Annotated in this window: 22 protein-coding genes; 11 read left to right on the forward strand and 11 right to left on the reverse strand. The window is 43.4% G+C overall.

Annotated features, from left to right (window positions below):
* Positions 1-295: 295 nt before the first annotated feature.
* A complete protein-coding gene (locus tag J7E37_RS18195; protein ID WP_167834127.1) occupies positions 296-526 on the reverse strand; it encodes a hypothetical protein in 231 nt (76 codons plus the stop codon).
* A gap of 145 nt (positions 527-671) precedes the next feature.
* On the opposite strand from J7E37_RS18195, the gene pdaB reads away from it, so the two are divergent.
* The gene (gene pdaB, locus J7E37_RS18200; protein WP_214784065.1) at positions 672-1,424 is read left to right on the forward strand and encodes a polysaccharide deacetylase family sporulation protein PdaB; all 753 of its coding nucleotides are present in this window, start codon (positions 672-674) and stop codon (positions 1,422-1,424) included.
* Between the two features lie 8 nt (positions 1,425-1,432).
* Here the strand turns inward: pdaB and J7E37_RS18205 are convergent, their stop codons facing one another.
* A complete protein-coding gene (locus J7E37_RS18205) occupies positions 1,433-2,110 on the reverse strand; it encodes a KinB-signaling pathway activation protein (protein ID WP_214784068.1) in 678 nt (225 codons plus the stop codon).
* A gap of 148 nt (positions 2,111-2,258) precedes the next feature.
* Between J7E37_RS18205 and gerD the strand changes: the two genes are divergently transcribed.
* Positions 2,259-2,900, forward strand: a complete 642-nt coding sequence (gene gerD, locus J7E37_RS18210; RefSeq protein WP_214784071.1) for a spore germination lipoprotein GerD — start codon at positions 2,259-2,261, stop codon at positions 2,898-2,900.
* Between the two features lie 309 nt (positions 2,901-3,209).
* On the opposite strand, the gene J7E37_RS18215 is transcribed toward gerD, so the two are convergent.
* The 3 genes from J7E37_RS18215 to J7E37_RS18225 all read right to left on the reverse strand — a co-directional run bounded on the left by J7E37_RS18215 (position 3,210) and on the right by J7E37_RS18225 (position 5,689).
* Positions 3,210-4,265 (reverse strand): Mrp/NBP35 family ATP-binding protein, encoded by a 1,056-nt coding sequence (locus J7E37_RS18215; RefSeq protein ID WP_214784074.1) that lies wholly within the window; start codon positions 4,263-4,265, stop codon positions 3,210-3,212.
* A 186-nt stretch (positions 4,266-4,451) separates the two neighbouring features.
* The gene (cwlD, locus tag J7E37_RS18220; protein ID WP_214784077.1) at positions 4,452-5,168 is read right to left on the reverse strand and encodes an N-acetylmuramoyl-L-alanine amidase CwlD; all 717 of its coding nucleotides are present in this window, start codon (positions 5,166-5,168) and stop codon (positions 4,452-4,454) included.
* Between the two features lie 77 nt (positions 5,169-5,245).
* The gene (locus J7E37_RS18225) at positions 5,246-5,689 is read right to left on the reverse strand and encodes a YbaK family protein (protein WP_214784080.1); all 444 of its coding nucleotides are present in this window, start codon (positions 5,687-5,689) and stop codon (positions 5,246-5,248) included.
* 257 nt (positions 5,690-5,946) lie between these two features.
* Between J7E37_RS18225 and J7E37_RS18230 the strand changes: the two genes are divergently transcribed.
* The 9 genes from J7E37_RS18230 (at position 5,947) to J7E37_RS18270 (ending at position 13,419) form a co-directional block, all read left to right on the forward strand.
* Positions 5,947-6,912: a S8 family peptidase gene (locus tag J7E37_RS18230; RefSeq protein ID WP_214784083.1), complete on the forward strand. Its 966-nt coding sequence runs from the start codon at positions 5,947-5,949 to the stop codon at positions 6,910-6,912.
* Positions 6,909-7,682, forward strand: a complete 774-nt coding sequence (locus tag J7E37_RS18235; RefSeq protein ID WP_214784086.1) for an endonuclease I family protein — start codon at positions 6,909-6,911, stop codon at positions 7,680-7,682. Before J7E37_RS18230 ends, J7E37_RS18235 begins: the two co-directional genes overlap by 4 nt.
* Before the next feature lie 440 nt (positions 7,683-8,122).
* Positions 8,123-8,263 carry a hypothetical protein gene (locus J7E37_RS18240; RefSeq protein ID WP_214784089.1) on the forward strand — a complete coding sequence of 47 codons (141 nt, stop codon included), beginning with the start codon at positions 8,123-8,125 and terminating at the stop codon, positions 8,261-8,263.
* 255 nt (positions 8,264-8,518) lie between these two features.
* Positions 8,519-9,226 carry a hypothetical protein gene (locus J7E37_RS18245; protein WP_214784092.1) on the forward strand — a complete coding sequence of 236 codons (708 nt, stop codon included), beginning with the start codon at positions 8,519-8,521 and terminating at the stop codon, positions 9,224-9,226.
* Positions 9,227-9,466: 240 nt separating this feature from the next.
* Positions 9,467-10,183 (forward strand): SDR family NAD(P)-dependent oxidoreductase, encoded by a 717-nt coding sequence (locus tag J7E37_RS18250; protein ID WP_215026102.1) that lies wholly within the window; start codon positions 9,467-9,469, stop codon positions 10,181-10,183.
* Positions 10,183-11,205, forward strand: a complete 1,023-nt coding sequence (locus tag J7E37_RS18255) for an S-adenosylmethionine:tRNA ribosyltransferase-isomerase (RefSeq protein ID WP_215026106.1) — start codon at positions 10,183-10,185, stop codon at positions 11,203-11,205. Before J7E37_RS18250 ends, J7E37_RS18255 begins: the two co-directional genes overlap by 1 nt.
* 13 nt (positions 11,206-11,218) lie before the next feature.
* Positions 11,219-11,584: a VOC family protein gene (locus J7E37_RS18260; protein WP_214784103.1), complete on the forward strand. Its 366-nt coding sequence runs from the start codon at positions 11,219-11,221 to the stop codon at positions 11,582-11,584.
* 62 nt (positions 11,585-11,646) lie between these two features.
* Positions 11,647-12,765, forward strand: a complete 1,119-nt coding sequence (locus J7E37_RS18265; RefSeq protein ID WP_214784105.1) for a GAF domain-containing sensor histidine kinase — start codon at positions 11,647-11,649, stop codon at positions 12,763-12,765.
* Positions 12,766-12,777: 12 nt separating this feature from the next.
* On the forward strand, positions 12,778-13,419 hold the full coding sequence (locus tag J7E37_RS18270; protein ID WP_214784107.1) for a response regulator: 642 nt from the start codon (positions 12,778-12,780) through the stop codon (positions 13,417-13,419).
* Between the two features lie 121 nt (positions 13,420-13,540).
* On the opposite strand, the gene rpsI is transcribed toward J7E37_RS18270, so the two are convergent.
* The 6 genes from rpsI to J7E37_RS18300 all read right to left on the reverse strand — a co-directional run bounded on the left by rpsI (position 13,541) and on the right by J7E37_RS18300 (position 17,813).
* Complete coding sequence (gene rpsI / locus J7E37_RS18275; RefSeq protein WP_167834112.1) at positions 13,541-13,933, reverse strand: 30S ribosomal protein S9; 393 nt, start codon at positions 13,931-13,933, stop codon at positions 13,541-13,543.
* Positions 13,934-13,953: 20 nt separating this feature from the next.
* Positions 13,954-14,391 carry a 50S ribosomal protein L13 gene (gene rplM, locus J7E37_RS18280; protein WP_167834111.1) on the reverse strand — a complete coding sequence of 146 codons (438 nt, stop codon included), beginning with the start codon at positions 14,389-14,391 and terminating at the stop codon, positions 13,954-13,956.
* Between the two features lie 173 nt (positions 14,392-14,564).
* Entirely contained in the window at positions 14,565-15,329 is a 765-nt protein-coding gene (gene truA, locus J7E37_RS18285; protein WP_215026109.1) for a tRNA pseudouridine(38-40) synthase TruA, read from the reverse strand.
* A gap of 5 nt (positions 15,330-15,334) precedes the next feature.
* The gene (gene cbiQ / locus J7E37_RS18290; RefSeq protein WP_215026113.1) at positions 15,335-16,132 is read right to left on the reverse strand and encodes a cobalt ECF transporter T component CbiQ; all 798 of its coding nucleotides are present in this window, start codon (positions 16,130-16,132) and stop codon (positions 15,335-15,337) included.
* A complete protein-coding gene (locus J7E37_RS18295) occupies positions 16,129-16,998 on the reverse strand; it encodes an energy-coupling factor ABC transporter ATP-binding protein (RefSeq protein WP_215026116.1) in 870 nt (289 codons plus the stop codon). The genes cbiQ and J7E37_RS18295 overlap by 4 nt, the downstream gene beginning before the upstream one ends.
* Complete coding sequence (locus J7E37_RS18300; RefSeq protein ID WP_214784115.1) at positions 16,974-17,813, reverse strand: energy-coupling factor ABC transporter ATP-binding protein; 840 nt, start codon at positions 17,811-17,813, stop codon at positions 16,974-16,976. Before J7E37_RS18300 ends, J7E37_RS18295 begins: the two co-directional genes overlap by 25 nt.
* Positions 17,814-17,877 lie beyond the last annotated feature (64 nt).

A 17,877-nucleotide genomic window follows, 5' to 3' on the forward strand; every position in this document is an offset into this window, starting at 1 on the left:
GTTATGAGTTAGCTCATAAGTTAAAACGTTGGCTCATGTTCTTATAGAAGAAACATGATCATTTATTGTTTGTTGACGCTTGTTTGTTTAGTTTTCAAAGAACAATTTCGTTGTCTCGCCGCTCATAAGCGACTTTTATAATATAACATGTGACCGTTTAAGTGTCAACCACATTTTTTATTATTTTTACCGCCGAATCACCGTGTTACCGAGTAGCTCAGCAGCGACGTTTATTAATATAACAGGATAATTTATTTCCGTCAACAAATATTACGAAAAAAGTTTTCTCGCTTGTTTATTGACCTTTATACATACTTTTCTTTGCTGGCATATACTTAAGACACTCTTTTGGTGATGCTACTCTTTTAAAAAGAGAAAACAAAATTTGATATCTTTCTTTCATGGATCTCTTCACTACATGATCAATACGATCATCTTTCAGATCGAATAGGATTTCATCCATCTCCCTTTTTATTAAATACTCTAGCTCCTTCAGTTCCTTCTCATTAATCAGAACACCAAGCATACATACACTCCTGTTCATTTTTTACATAGTGGTTGTAGTGTTGTCTTTTTCGCATATTTTTATAATCTGATTTTTTATTATCATATCTTTTTGAACTGAAGAATAAAAATTAGACAAGGAGTGCATTGGACGAGGTGGTGAAAAAATGAATTTCTTTTACGTAATGAATGCGAAGTCGATTAAAACAGCTTTTGTCATTGTAATTGCAGCCTTTTTTACAGCTTGGTTTTTTTACATGGAAAACATGGTGCAAATTCCTGCTTTTTCAGCAAAGGATGGTCCTAAGGCCATCTACAAAGGAGAAAAGGATTTAGCTTTGACCTTTAATATTGGCTGGGGCGATGAAAAAGCGGCCCCGATCCTTGACGTCCTGAAGAAAGAAAAAGCAGGAGCCGTCACCTTCTTTTTATCGGGATCCTGGGCAGAAAGGCATCCAGACTTGGTGAACCGGATGGTGAAAGAAGGTTATGAAATTGGCATGCTGGGCTATGAGTATAAAGATTATACCGATCTTGAGGATGATAAAATCAGGCGTGATATCCTAAAAGCCCAAGAGGCATTTAAAAAGCTTAATGTTAAGAACATTGCGCTGCTGCGGGCCCCTACCGGCCACTTTGACCAACGGACACTGAAAATTGCCGAGCGCCTCGGTTATACTGTGGTCCACTGGAGTCTTGACACAAAGGATTGGACGAATCCTGGTACTGAGGTAATTGCCGCGAATGCTTCTACAGCAAAAAAGGGTGATATCCTGTTAATGCACGCATCTGATTCAGCTAAACAAACAGCGGAAGCACTGCCTCTGGTCTTAAAAGACATCAGGTCGAAAAATTTGAAGATGGTCACGGTTTCAGAATTGATCGCCAATGGTGACTCTAAATCAGCAGAAATAAAATAACCGTCCAACTATGCGTTGGACGGCTTTTTTTGTGCTTTTTTATTTGTTTTTGTCTTTGTCTTAGCCTTTTCTTCAAGGACTTTCCGTTCCTGGAGTGATCGTTGGTTAAGCTTATGCAGAACCAATAGCTGATAGGCATTACATACTAATAATGGGAAAAGCATGAGATATAGCCAGCTATGCTCGTTCACTCGGAGGACCGGCACCCATTCAATCACTGTTACGACAACCATAAAAAACAGTGCTGGGATGAAAGCCTCTTTATTTGTCTGCTTAACCTTCATAAACGACACAACCAGTCCCGCGATCAGTACGATCACCGCAAGTCCTAAATATGGAATGACACTCTCGCCGCTTTCCGCAAATGTGGCAAAACGCAGATATACAAGGTCAAACAATACAAAGGCAATCAACAGGACCTGTACTGGATTCCATAGGGATTTAAAAATTCCAAGGCCAAAGCGATGTACTGTCAAATATGCAAAGAAACCCATTTGGCTAAGAATGCTAAATATAAGACCAACGCCCATTAGCCATACTAAAATTGAAAGGAATTCAAGAATGTTGAAATCACTTAACAGCTGCTGGAATTCACTCCAGCGGACAATAAAACCAACCACAGCAGTTGTCACCGCTCCAACAACCAGGGTGGTGAGAAATAAATGTACCCAATTACGGCTTGTCACGATTTTTTCCCCCAAAACCAAATTAAACTTCACTATTTGATTGTACCAATGCGGATTTGAAAAATCTAGGTGTCGTTATTCGTGTATAACAATTTGTCATTTTACTCATCCTAAAATTAGGGCTGTCTATGTGAAAGGGGAATGGAAGATGAAGAAAATCATGAAGGTTATACTCCCTGCTTCCTTTTTACTATTAGCTGCCGGCTGCGCTGCTCCAGCCGAGTCAGCAGGGGGGCAAGTCGATTATGAGGAAACAAAGAAGATGGTTGTCGATATCCTGAAGACTGACGATGGCAAAAAAGCAATTCAGGAAGTCATGGGTGACGATGGCATGAAGGAAAAGCTAATAATGGACCAGCCGGTCGTAATTGATACAGTCGAAAAAACAATGACATCCGAAAAAGGCATGGAGTTTTGGAAAAAATCCTTTGAAGATCCAAAATTCGCTGAGAGCGTTGCAAAAAGCATGAAGAAGGAAAATGAAAAGCTGTTAAAGGATCTTATGAAGGATCCAGAATATAAGGGCATGATGATTGAGGTAATGAAAGACCCCGAGCTTGAAAAGGAACTGACCACTTTGCTGAAAAGCAAAGAATACCGTGAGCATTTGCAAAAGGTCATGACCGAAACTTTTGAAAGCCCGTTATTCAAAGCGAAGCTTCAAGCATTGATTGTCAAAGCTGCTGAGGAAATGCCTACTCAAAAGTCTGAAGGTGGCTCCGAAGAAGGCGGCGGAGGTTCCGGAGGCGGTGGCGGCGGAGAATCAGGCGGAGGTTCTGGAGGTCAGTAATGATTGTATTAGCGCATGTCATTTAATCAGCCCCGAGCTGGAAATTCCTTAATAATGTGAATGAGCCTCTCCTGATCCAGGAGAGGCTCTCTGTTTACTGGAAAGTATATAATTTTTCAACTTAGATTAGTGTCTAGCTCCAGCGCCTAGCCAGTTTTCATCCACGAGAATGCTTCCTCGAGTATCTTGCGAGAAGCGTTAGCTTTGAGCAGCTCGAGACGTTTCGGTCCGCCCGATGAAGCCAAAGAACGACTTCACCGGTCGGCCCTCCAACGCTTGTCAAAGCTGACCAAGGCGCTTGCGCTTTTCTTATTTTTCCAGCATTTGAACAACTTGCTGGGCAATATTCGTATAAATTGCACCAATCTTATCGTCTTCCTGATAAATGGATGGTGCAAAGTCTTCTTCATTCCATGTTGGCTGCCCTAATGGCAGTTTGCCTAACAGCTGTGTATTTAGCTCGTCCGCCAATTTTTCGCCGCCGCCTTGTCCAAAGACATATTCTTTTTCCTCAGTCAGCTTGCTTTCAAAATAAGACATGTTTTCAATGACCCCAAGGATTTCATGTTCTGTACGAAGTGCCATCGCACCTGCACGTGCCGCGACAAATGCCGCTGTCGGGTGTGGTGTAGTAACGATGATTTCTTTACATGATGGCAGCATGGTGTGCACGTCTAGAGCTACGTCCCCTGTACCTGGAGGCAAGTCCAATAGAAGGTAATCCAGCTCTCCCCATTCGACTTCATTAAAGAAGCTGTTCAGCATTTTACCTAGCATTGGTCCTCGCCAGATGATTGGTGCATTATCTTCCACAAAGAATCCCATAGAGATGACCTTAACTCCGTGTCTTTCAACAGGAATGATTCGTTCACCTCTTACAACCGGCCGTTTCGTGATGCCCATCATATCAGGAACACTGAAACCATAGATGTCCGCATCCACAAGTCCGACTTTTTTGCCTAAACGCGCTAGTGAGACAGCAAGGTTCACGGATACCGTGGATTTCCCGACTCCGCCTTTACCGCTCGCAATCGCAATGAACGTTGTTTGGCTATTAGGAGAAAGCAGCCCTTCCTCTTCTTCAGGAGCGGCTGTTTGGAACTTCGAAAGGACTTCTGCAGGAAGTTCAGAGAAGCGCAGGCCTACAGATGCCGCTCCAGCGCTTTTTAAAATATTGACAATCTCCGTCTGCAGCTGCAGCTGTTCAGCTGTACCTGTTTTCGCAATAGCTATTTTAACGCTTACATGGTTCTTCTCTTCTTTAATCTTGATTTCTTCGATTGCATTTATCTCTTCGAGTGTTTTATGTAAAAATGGTTCCTTAAGGTCTTTTAAACTTTCTCGCACCTTAGCTTCAGTTAACATAATGACACCTTCCTCTGTAAAAATTTATCTCCAAGGACAGTATAACATATTGATAAAATTCCTAAGTGTTATACCTATCACACATTTCTGAAAGATATTATTACCAATCGGGTAACTTTTGATGGCCTCTTACATCATATAAAATGCAAAAAAACCATAAAGAAAAGAAGGATCCATGACCCTTCTTTATTTTTCCCAAAATTTCTGTTCATCTGTAAAATATCGGAGCATGCCGTCGTAAATGGAGGCAGCTACTTTTTCCTGATATGCTTCATCTCTCAGGTTTGCCGCTTCCTGCGGGTTGGATAAAAATCCGATCTCGACCAATACACCCGGTTTATTGGTATGCTTCAGCAGATAGATACTATTCGCTGCCTTTGCATCTCGATCTGTGTTTTCAAGATTCCGGCGTAATTCGTCCTGGATTAGTTTGGCTGCCCGTTTGTTTTCTTTGTAATTGGTGGAGTAGAATGTTTGCGCCCCTTTCCATTTTGATGATGGGATCGCATTCAAATGGATCGTTGCAAAAAAGTCGGCTTCTGATTCATTAATCAAATCCAGTCGCCTTTTTAAATCCTGGACCTTTCGCTTACTGTAGCCTTTGAGTCCTTTATCCGCGAGGTCGACATCTGTCTCGCGCGTCATTATGACGAGTGCCCCCTGCTGCTGGAGGTAATCCCGCAATTTCAGGGAAACATTAAGCGCGATATCTTTTTCAAAGGGTTCTTCTTCTCCTGCTCCAGGATCAACCCCTCCATGCCCGGGGTCCAAATAAATAATTTTTCCTGACAGTGGCAGGTTCCACGATTCCCAGGAATCATTTTCGGTAAAATCATACTGCAATATAAGGAAGAGCACGGCGAGGCCGGCTGCAAATATTACGATTTTGAGTTTTTTCAGCATGTTCTAAACCATCCTTCCCAGCTAGTCCCTGATAGTTTAACTATATGGGACAGGTCGACGATTTAGAACTATTGCTGTTAGTGCAATCTGAGCTTATATTTCTTTTCACCCTTCATGAATCCTTCTCGCCACCAGCTGTCGACATACTGTTCGCACAAATAATATAGCTCCTCTGAACCGACTCCTTCTTCACCCTTCCCCCAGAAAAGGAAAAAATTATATAAGGTGTCAATCAAATGACGCTCTTCTTTTTCACAGCGAGGTTTGACTGCCTCTATTGGTTCACCGAAATATCCAAATCGGCTGAATTTGGCGCCAAGTAAATAGGCTTCTATCGCTACATCATAACAAGCTTCTTCGATTCCTGAATTCATGATCAGGTTCGAGGTCAGCCTTGATGAGCCAAAATATTGTTTCACCCTGCCCTGCAGGATGTTGATGGATAATTCACGGAGCATCGCTCGCTCATATTTCACTTGTTTTTGTTTTCTTTTATCTACAAATGTCGTTACGACGTTCAAAGTATTCTCACCCCTTAGGAAGTAGTGTTCAACCTGTTAAAGGGTGTAATGCAATATCGACGGACGATTCCTTTTCCAGTTTTCTCAGACGTTTACTGAATAAGATCTCGGCATTCCCGTTAGGTTGAAATACCCAATTATGGTTATTTATTTCTAGCCAATACCCTACTATCGGTCCTTTTTATTAATAGTCAGAATTGTTAGACTTATTAAAACAACTAGAACTCGCTTCAATTTAATCTCTAGGAGGGAAAGAAATGGAGCAAGGTGTTCGCGTTATTCCTTATACCGTAATTGAAGAAGCGGAGGAAATCAAAGAGGTGCCAAAAGGTGTTGAGCTAATACAGGCACCCAGGGTTTGGAATGAAACAAAAGGAAAGGGAATGAAGGTTGCTGTATTGGATACTGGCTGTGAAACAACACACCCTGATTTAAAGGACCGAATCATTGGCGGAAGGAATTTTACAGATGATGACCGCGGCAATCCTGATCTTTATACTGACTATAATGGCCATGGTACACATGTGGCAGGGACGATTGCCGCACAGGAAAATGAGGCAGGGGTCATCGGCGTTGCACCTGAGGCTGGTCTGTTGATTGTAAAAGTGTTGAACAAGGCCGGTTCTGGCAAATATGAATGGATTATTAATGGAATTCATTATGCCATTGAGCAGGAAGCGGATATTATCTCGATGTCACTTGGCGGGCCAGCTGACGTTCCCGAATTGCATGAGGCGATTCAAGCCGCTGTTAAGAAAAATATCCTTGTAGTCTGTGCCGCTGGCAATGAAGGGGATGGCGATGATTCTACCAATGAATTTGCTTACCCTGGTGCTTATAACGAAGTCATCAGTGTCGGAGCCGTGAACCTTGAAAGAGGGTCATCCGAGTTTACTAACTCTCATAATGAAATTGATGTCGTTGCTCCGGGTGAGCGCATCACTTCCACCTACCTGAATGGAAAGTATGCGACCTTGAGCGGAACTTCGATGGCTGCTCCTCACGTATCCGGTGCGCTGGCATTGATCAAGACTTATGCAAAAGCCCACTTTGAGCGGGAGCTGACAGAGCCCGAATTGTATGGGCAACTGGTCAAGCGGACGGTGCCGCTCGGAAATTCACCAAAGCTCGAAGGCAATGGGCTCGTTTACCTGACAGTGCCGGAGCATCTGGCGGAAATCTTCGACCAGAGCTTCAAAACGATGGTCATGGATGCAATATGATCCTTTCAGCCAGTGAGGCGTACATTCGTAACATCGAGAATAAAACGTATTATGATGCAGAGCTGGATGCTCGAGTTCGCAATGAGTACTATTGCGATACTGCTTTTACAGCAGAAGAGCTCCATTCTCTGCTGGTCCGGACACATTCCTCTCATTTAAAGTATTCACCGCATGAATACGTTTATCCATGGGTGGACTTGCAGGAGAACCTTCAGCTGAAGAGCCTGTATTCCGGGCAGGACCTGGATCCTGTTGAGGTGATCGAGGAGGATTTGCGGCTCATGGAGACTCTCAAGCAAGGAGGCTTTACAGCCAGTACTGAGATTCATTTTAATACTGAACACGTTGTTCCTCAATCATGGTTTGATGGTGAAGAGCCAATGCGGGGCGACCTCCATCACTTGTTTGCCTGCGAGCCGGCATGCAACAGCATGAGAAGCAATTATCCCTATCATGATTTTCAAAGCTATGAGCCTGAAATGAAAGTCCGGGGAATTCGGTCAGGCTGTGGAATGGCAAAGGATGAAAAGTTCGAGCCCGAATATGGAAAAGGAATTGCTTCAAGGGCTGTCTTCTATTTCATTATAAGGTACATGAAGGTTTTAGATATCAGGGAGCAAATCGACCTAGGGCTTTTACTTCGTTGGCATCTCGATCATCCAGTTACTATATATGAAAAACATCGAAATGTAGCAATACAGGAGCTGCAGGGGAACCGCAACCCCTTTATTGATTTTCCGGAACAAGCCGAATCAATGCTCGGAGTATAAGTGTTAACCGCCTTAATTCTAAGGCGGTTTTTTATTTAGTTTTAAACAATCAGTGGACGGCTCTTTCTCTTGCCTATCTCCTTCACCATGGATGTCGCCTCTCATTCGCCGTGTGACACCCTTAATTACTCACATTTTAATAAACCAAGGCTCTTTTCTCAAACTTTGTTGCAATTGACTACAAAATAGGGTTGAATGACCAAATTTTTCTTCGAAAAGTTGACTCTTTTATGAGAAAAGAGCATGCAAATTTAATACCGACCTGCAAATGGCTTTATATTACGTTAAAATCGGCTTTAGGATTTTAACAATAATCTTTACGAAAACTGCCTAAACCAAAAAAGTGAAATCCCCTCTCTCCGGCCAATTCTTTCCTAAATGGAAACTGATATAGAATCTCCTTTCTTTGCGAAACCTAAAAATAAAAAAGGAGGATTAAGATGAAGGATCAGTGCTTTTATTGTGCAAATTCTTTAGAAGAAAACTACCATCATGGCATCTTTACCATCGCTGATGAACAGGTAGACAAACCGCTCTGTCCTGATTGCTATAAGGATTGGCTTGAGGGGATAAAGGAATAGGGGCCGAGCAGTTTTATAGCAGGTAAAGACTCTCAATCATATTCCTGTCCAAACACGTGCTTATTGCAGTTCGATTTTGTACCTATTCACCAAATCCAGATCGAAACTGTACGTACTCCGGCTAAAATATATCCTCAAATGCAATCCGTGAAATGCACTAAACACTCCTGCCCCCAATTTCCTAATACTGGCTTAGGGGATTTTTTCCCGGCAGGGCAAACTAGTCAATGATTACTGATGAAGGGAATGATTTCAATGTCAATGGAATGGTTTGATCGAGTAGTTGGAGAATTGCAGGATCATCTAGAATCCATTTGTGAAAAATATGACCAGGATGGCCAAATGGCTGTTGAAAGAGGGTCAAAGCATCCGAGAATCGAGTTTTTTGTGGATTATGAGGATGGGGAGAGAGAGTATTTTTACACATTGTATTTTGATCCGCACAATGAGGAGTTTTATACTGAAACAATTGATGATGAACTTGAGCAGCCGGCACGAGTCATTCTCTCCGATATTGACGATATTGTCGATGCCGTACATGAAGGTTTCCATGATTATATTAATGATGATGATGACGGGATTGACATCGTTTATTCAGCAGAGGATGATGACGATACACTTTATGTCGATACGACCGAAGATGAGGGCATCGATGATATGGATGATGAGCTATATATGGCTGAAATTGTAGATGAAGATGATATTCTCGAAGAAGTTGATGTAGAGTGGGAAACTCCTGAGGTCACTGCCTTCCTCATGGAAGATGATGTGGAAGTGACGTATCAATTCGGGCTTGTGCATGACACAGGAGACGGTGTGCTTCGCCGCGTCAACCGTATTTGGACGGAAGATGACGAACTGATTAAAGACGAAACAAACTTCATTTTTACAAAAGAAGAAGCACCTACAATCATTGCAATGATTGCCAGCCATATGGATTCCATGCAGGGATACGACGATTAATGCTAAAGACGGAGGTATGCACCATTTCCTCCGTCTTTTTACTTTATGCTGTCACAAGGTTTCTCCTCTTGATAAAAGGCCCCATGACTACCCCAAAAAATTCAGATGATCCTCCCCCTATTCCATGCCCCCTTTTCTCATCCAAAAGTTGTAGGCAAACTTCAAGCTTTCTCCTGAGGGAAATTTTGGTCATTCCCATTATGCTTAAAACAACAAGCCAATAAGGAGAGATGATAGAAAATGAATAAAAAAGTAATCATGATAACAGGTGCCTCTAAAGGTTTAGGAAAAGCATTAACAATGGCTTTTGCGAAGGAAGAAGCAAGACTTGCCATCTGCTCGAGGTCCGAGAAAATCCTGGAGAAGGTCAAACGCGAAGCCGAGGGTTTAGGTGCTGAAGTATTGGCGATACGAGCGGATGTATCACTGCCAGGGGATGTGGAACGTTTCGTAGCTTTAACCCAGGAAGTATATGGACAAATAGATGTGCTGATTAATAATGCATCCATCGTAGGTCCAAGTCCAATACCTCTTCTTCTAGACTACCCTGAAGATGATTTTGCAGAGGTGTTAAGAGTGAATGTAGCCTCCGCATTTCTAGTCAGCCGGAGAGTCATCCCTGTCATGCTTGAGCGTAATGAAGGTTCTATTATCAATGTGACGTCCGAGGCCGGTCATGTTGGCTATGCAGGCTGGGGCGCATATGGAATTTCAAAATTCGCTGTAGAAGGCCTTACTCAAACATGGGCAGATGAGTTAAGCCATACCAATGTCCGTGTAAATATGGTAGACCCTGGTGAGATGGACACTGAAATGCATCAATTGGCTGTTCCTGATTGCGATTATCCTTTAGCAAAACCAGAGGATGTGGTGAATATTTTCCTTCATTTAGCCTCAGATCAGTCTAGAGGCATAAATGGCCAGCGCTTTGAAGCTCAATCAGAGGAGGAATTGTAATGGAAACTGGAGTACTGGATTTTTTTCTGCCCGAATACCTAAATGCGAACCTTCCTCCTGAAAAAAGAGGCATAAGAAGGGATCAAGTGAGGTTAATGACGCTGAACCGGAAAACTGGCGAAATGAAACATGACCGTTTTTTCAATCTCCCCCATTTTCTTCAGCCTGGAGATTTAATCATTTTAAATAACAGCCGCACCATCCCTGCTTCTTTACAAGGGGAGTGGTTAAGACGAGGATTTCAACTTTCCCCAAGAGTGGAAATCCGTTTAGCCAGACGGGTTTTTGATGACACCTGGGAGGCTCTCATCATCGCAGACTCTGTCAGAGTGGGTGATTCTCTGCATTTCTCCGGAAAACTGACTGCTAAGGTAATCGCTGAGACAGAGACACCCCCGTTAAAGACCGTAAAATTCAATAAAAGCGGGAGTGAATTATTAAATCTAATCTATGTTCTTGGTGCTCCGATCCGGTATGAATATATCGAACAACCATGGGACTTGAATTATTATCAAAATGTCTTTGCCACCCACCCTGGTTCTGTGGAAATGCCCTCTGCCGGCAGAGCGTTCAGCTGGGAGCTTCTATTTGAAATGAAGAAGGAAGGGATTCAAATTGATTTCATTCAATTGCACACAGGGCTTAGCTATTTGCTGGAGGATCATGTTGATCCCAAAGAAAATCATGAGGAGTATCATATATCCGAACAAACTATGGAAAAAATCCTTAAGGCTCATTCTTCTGGCAAAAGAGTAATCGCAGTTGGAACGACTGTCGTCCGTGCCCTCGAAAGTGCAGCGAGAAATGGAGAACTCTCAGGTGCTACAAAGTTATATATTAATCAACAGGCTTCTCTTAAAATAGTAGATGGAATCATTACTGGGCTGCACGAGCCAAAGGCTAGCCATCTTGATATGCTGACGGCCTTTGTATCAGAAAATCACTTGCTTCATGCCTATCATCAAGCGATCCACGAAGGCTATTTATGGCATGAGTTCGGTGATATGAATCTAATCATATAATAGGAGGTAGTTTATGCGCCTTCATCATTTCGGCCTGGAAGTGACCAATCTTGAAGACTCCATAAAATTTTACACAGACTTATTGGGATTAGAGATGGAAAGCAGGCATTCTTTTCTGGGGGAAGATATCGCATTCTTAGCATCAGGTCATTTCCGGCTTGAATTGGTATATCCTCCACAAAGCACACACTCTACTCATCTATGTTTTGAAGTTTCCGACCTTCAGCAAGTTATCAAAACCTTAGGTTCAGACAAGATTGCAGAAGGACCTTATAAACTTGATACTGGCTGGGAAACTGTCTTTTATGAAGGTCCCAATCATGAAGTGATCGAATTTTTACAGCTGTCACCTCCTCACAAAGCGGGCACCAGTTTTTAATCCACTATTGAAAAATGAGCTATAATGACATTAGATAACAGGACGGTGAAGGAGATGCGGGAATGACTGAGGAAACGCAATATGAAGAAATCGGCATCCTTAAAGAAATTGCAGAGCTGTTAAACGAAGGAACAGATACGAAGACCATGCTGTCAGATGTCCTGAAAAGGCTTTTGCATGTGACAGGATTTCAAATAGGCTGGATCTTTCTTATTGACGCTGACAGAAAACAAGAACTTACGGCAGATTTCGCTCTTCCACCCGCTTTAGCAATGAATCAGAAGGAGAGAATGTGCCACGGCGAGTGCTGGTGTGTGAATAAATACAATAACCATACATTAAATAAAGCAACGAATATCATTGAATGTAAGCGAATTGAAGACGCAATCGATGAAGGAGCAGGGGACACCTGTGGATTGACTCATCACGCTACTGTCCCCCTCCGGGCAGGAAATGAACGCTTCGGCTTATTGAATGTAGGTTCACCAAACAAAAAACATTTTAATAGGAATGAGCTTGCCCTGCTTGAAGCTATTGCCTATCAAATTGGTACAGCGTTGAAACGCATCAAACTCACTCAGCGCGAACAGGAAACAGCTCTTATTGCTGAAAGAAACCGGCTTGCGCGGGACCTGCATGATTCCGTGAACCAGCTATTGTTTTCTCTCAGCCTGACTGCCAGAGCGGGAGTGGAAATGACAGAGGATGTAGAAGTGAAACAAACATTTAGCTATATGCAGGATTTGACCCAGGAAGCACTTGGGGAGATGAGATCACTCATTTGGCAGCTGAAACCTCAAGGTCTGGAGAATGGACTCGTCAGTGCATTAAAAAGTTATGGGGAAATGCTTGGTCTGACTACAGAAGCTAAGGTAACGGGAGCAACTAGCATGCCTGGAAAAGCAGAGGAAGCCTTATGGCGAATTGGGCAAGAAGCGATCGCCAATTGCAAAAAACATTCCGGGGCCACAGATGTATTTATATCTCTTCATGCTTCCGGAAATGAGGCCATTTTAACCATTAAGGATAAGGGCTGCGGCTTTCACTATAATGAAGACCTCTTTATTCCTTCATTAGGATTAAAGAGCATGAAAGCAAGGACAGAAGCACTGAACGGACTATTTCAATTGCGAAGCCAATTGGGAAGTGGAACCGAAATAAAGATAACCATTCCACTCTAGGGGGAGAATACAATGAGTATACGCATATTAATCGCAGACGATCATCATGTTGTCCGAAGAGGCCTCGTCTTTTTCCTTAAAACACAAAAGGACCTTGAAATTATCGGAGAAGCCGAAAATGGCAGGAAAGTGATTGAAATGGCAAAGGAGCTCAAGCCCGATATTATCCTAATGGACTTAGCCATGCCTGAAATGGATGGAATACAAGCTACGAAGATCATTAAAGAAGAAGAACCAGGCATTAAAATCATGATCCTCACCAGTTTCTCCGACCAGGATCATGTCATCCCCGCACTTGAAGCAGGTGCCTCCGGATTTCAATTGAAGGATATCCAGCCTGATGAACTTGTTGCATCCATCAAGAAAATGGTTAAGGGAGAAAACCAGCTTCATCCTAAAGCCACTTCACATTTACTAGCCAATTTATCACACAGCAATAATCCAAAAAAGAATTTCCTAGAAGAATTAACGAAAAGAGAACTGGAAGTCTTAAAAGAAATCGCTAAAGGAAAGAGCAATAAAGAGATTGCCGCCTCTTTGTATATTACGGAAAAAACGGTAAAGACCCATGTATCTAACTTGCTGGGGAAACTCGAGCTGGCCGATCGAACACAGGCTGCCCTTTTTGCTGTGAAAAATAAATTGGTGAATTAAGAAGTCGCCATGATAGCAGAAGCTACAAGCTCTGCAATGAACATGGCTGTCCTGATGCAGAATTCAAGAATAAAAAAGCTCCCAGCCAAATTGGTTGGGAGCTTTTTTGAAGCGCCAAAAATTAACGCTTTGAGAACTGAGGTGCACGACGAGCGCCTTTAAGACCGTATTTCTTACGTTCTTTCATACGAGCGTCACGAGTCAGCAGTCCAGCACGCTTAAGTGTTGGACGGAATTCTGGATCAGCTTGAAGCAATGCACGAGAGATGCCGTGACGGATTGCGCCAGCCTGGCCAGTGTATCCACCGCCATTTACGTTAACGTGGATATCGTAGCTTCCTACAGTTTCAGTAGCAACAAGCGGCTGCTTAACTACTTCACGTAGAGCTGCGAATGGGATATAATCTTCAATTTCACGATCGTTGATTGTAATTTTTCCAGTGCCTGGTACTAAACGAACTCGCGCAACGGAGCTCTTACGACGACCGGTACCGATATATTGAACCTGTGCCAAGTTAATTACCTCCTTAATAATTATCCGCGAAGTTCGTAAACTTCAGGTTGTTGTGCTTGATGTGGATGCTCGTTACCAGCATATACATGAAGCTTTTTAAACATTTGGCGTCCAAGAGAGTTCTTTGGAAGCATACCTTTGATTGCAAGTTCAAGCATCTTTTCAGCGTAGTTTGTACGCATTTCAAGAGCTGTTCTTTGCTTCAATCCACCTGGGTGCATTGTGTGGCGGTAGTAGATTTTGTCAGTCAATTTCTTACCAGTTAGTTCGATCTGAGAAGCGTTGATGATGATTACGTGATCACCAGTGTCAACATGTGGTGTGAAAGTTGGTTTATGTTTACCACGCAGAATAGCTGCAACTTCAGTTGAAAGGCGACCTAGAGTCTTGCCTGCAGCGTCAACTACGTACCATTTACGCTCGATATTGTTGGCATTTGCCATAAACGTTGTACGCATGAGTTTCCCTCCTAAATAGTCAAAAAAAAATCAAGTTCATTTTGGTATATTTTCAAACACGATAAAGCTCTTCCGGGGCTGATCGTGGGTTTAAAATACATACATATGATATCTTAACCTGTGGTTGAGATATTGTCAACACCAGGATTAGTTGTCATATCATTTTTTTAAAATTAATTTTCGAATCGATGATCCTTATCGTCATAAAAAACCTTCCACAGATACAGTCCGTGTCCAGGAGCCGTCTTGCCGGCCTGGGTACGGTCTTGGTCCTCAATGAGCTGCTGCATGCTGTCGGCCGCTCTTCTGCCTGACCCGACCTCCAGCAATGTCCCTACTAGGATCCTTACCATATTATATAAAAATCCATCACCGACAAACCTGAAGACCAGCAGACCGTTCTCTTCAAAAATATCGATTTCCTGCAATGTTCTCACACGGTCTTCCACTTCGGTCTTGGCTGAGCAAAAACTAGTGAAATCATGTGTGCCAAGAAGCAGACTTGCTGCCTCTCTCATTGCTTCGAGATCGAGTTCATACTGGAACTGATAGGCATAGTTTCGCTTGAAAGGGTCGCGAAACTTTGATAACAGCAAAAAATAACGGTACTCCTTGCCGGCTGCGTCAAAGCGTGCATGAAAATCCGGCCTCGCATGTTCTACTAAGCTAACAGCAATATCATCAGGCAATAATGAATTGAGCGCGATTTGCCACCTGGCAGGCTCTATTTCTAGTGTTGAGTCAAAGTGGATCACCTGGCAGCGTGCATGGACTCCTGCGTCCGTACGGCCTGATGCACTGACCCTGATGCTTTTACCCTTGTTCAGCTTTGCAAGGGCCTTTTCAAGCTCACCCTGGACCGTCCTTTTGCCCGGCTGTACCTGGTAGCCGGAAAAACTGGTACCATCATATGAAACTGTGCATTTAATTCGCGGCATAATGATTACCCTCTTAAGATGGTTAATAGGACCGTGACAGCGGCCAGGAACAGAATCAGCATCGTATCCGGCACTCCCCAGGTCAGCTGGCGGTATTTGGTACGGCCTTCGCCGCCCTTGTAGCCTCGTGCTTCCATTGCGACTGCCAGTTCTTCGGCCCGCTTGAATGAACTGATGAACAGCGGGATCAGCAATGGAACAATCGCCTTGATCCGCTCTTTGATTGGACCGCTGTTATACTCCACTCCCCTGGCTGTTTGAGCCTTCATGATTTTGTCAGTCTCCTGCATGAGCGTCGGAATGAATCTCAAGGAAATCGACATCATCAATGCCAGCTCATGGACGGGGAATTTCAACTTCTTTAAAGGATTCAGCAACGTCTCCAGTCCATCTGTAATCTCAATTGGAGTAGTGGTCAAGGTCAAAAGTGACGTGATCAGAATCAGCAGCAGGAACCTTAGTGAAATAAAGATACCCTGCCTTAACCCTTCTTCATATATTTTCAGCCATCCCAGTTCGAAGATGACATCGCCTTCCTTGGTCATAAAGATATGGAGCAGGAACGTGAAAATCACCAGCAAGAATACGGGCTTGAGACCGCCGTATAAGAATCGCAGCGGAACCTTCGACAAACCTACCATGATAAGAGTATAAGCAGCTAAAACTCCATACGTAACCACATTATTCGCGATAAACACGACGATGACGAAAAGGAAGACAGTGATTAACTTCGAACGAGGATCCATCCGATGAAGAATGGAATCTCCCGGCACGTAACGGCCAAAAATCATTTTCTCCATCATTCTGGACCGCCCCCTTCCAGAAACTCTGCCACCATTTCGGCGAGTTCCTCCTCGGAAAGGCTGATTCTGCTGAATTTCGTTTTGAAGGCTTCCTCGATCTTCAGTTGCAAGCCGACTACCTCTGGTACATCAAGTCCCAGTTCCATCAATGCTTTAGGATTCGAAAAAATCTCGTCAGGCGTCCCTTTTGTAAAAACCTTCCCCTGATGCATGACGACTATTTCATCCGCATAGCGGGCAGCATCTTCCATGCTGTGGGTAACGAGAACCGTTGATAGATTTCTTTTTTTATGAAGTGAATAAAATAAGTCCATAATTTCTTTGCGCCCACGTGGGTCAAGGCCCGCAGTAGGCTCGTCCAATACAATGACCTCTGGCTCCATTGCCAGTACACCAGCAATGGCTACCCGGCGCATTTGCCCGCCTGAAAGATCGAATGGAGATTTTTCAAGGATTTCTTCAGGCAGTCCGACAAGAGTGATGGAAGCTTTTGCCCGTGCCTTCGCTTCCTTCTCACTGACGCCAAAGTTCATCGGGCCAAACATGATATCCTTTTCGACTGTTTCCTCGAATAACTGATGCTCTGGGAATTGAAAGACAATTCCCACCTTCTCGCGGACACCCTTTAAATTCTTCTCTTTGCGGCCAGCCTTTATTTCCCTGCTGCCAATCACAACAGAGCCTTTAGTCGGCTTTAACAGGGCATTAAGATGCTGCAGAACTGTTGACTTGCCAGAACCCGTATGGCCAATAACCGCAAGGTACATTCCAGAAGGAACATCGATGGATACATCTGAAATCGCGAGTCGTTCGAATGGGGAATCAGCCTGATAACGATATTCTACATTTTTGAGTGAGATGTCCATAGTTCTGTCACCAGCTCTTCTTCTGTCAAATATGATTTCGTAAGTGAAATACCTTTTTTACGCATGATTTTGCTCATTTTTACAGGGAAGGGAATATCCAACCCCAGCTTAATGAGCTCTTCATCCATTTCAAAAATTCTCTCGGGAGTACCTTCACGGTATAGCTCCCCTTTGTTCATGACGATGATTCTGTCCGCTTTGGCAGCTTCTTCAAGATCATGTGTGATCGAAATGACCGTTATGTTCTCACGATCCTTCAGCTCACGGACCGTTTCGATCACCTCAGCACGGCCTCTTGGATCGAGCATGGATGTTGCTTCATCCAGAATAATGATCGACGGCTGCAGTGCCAGGACACCTGCAATGGCCACACGCTGTTTTTGCCCGCCGGACAGATGGTGCGGCTCTTGATTTAGAAAGGTTCCCATATTGACTTTATCAAGTGAATTCTGCACGCGCTCTACCATTACTTCTCTAGGTACGCCGTGATTTTCCAGACCAAAAGCCACATCATCCCGAACCGTTGTTCCAACGAACTGGTTATCAGGATTTTGAAAAACCATTCCTACATTTTTTCTTATATCCCAAATCGTATCCTCTGACAAAGTAATCCCACATACCTCAATGGAACCTTCCTGCGGAAATTGCAGGCCGTTCAAAAGCTTGGCAAGGGTAGATTTGCCTGATCCATTATGACCGACAATCGCCAGCCACTCTCCTTCAAAAATATCAAAGCTGATATTTTTTAACGCGGGAGTCTGCTGTCCTTCATAACTGAAAGATACATTTTCTATTCTGACTAACGGGTTGCTCATCTCCGCCCTCCTCTCAACTCTTCTTAACTGACTCTTCTCATTGTATCTATTTTTCTATTTAAAA

The sequence above is a fragment of the Bacillus sp. ISL-39 genome, from assembly GCF_018613295.1.
In the GTDB taxonomy this organism is placed as follows: Bacteria; Bacillota; Bacilli; order Bacillales; family Cytobacillaceae; genus Mesobacillus.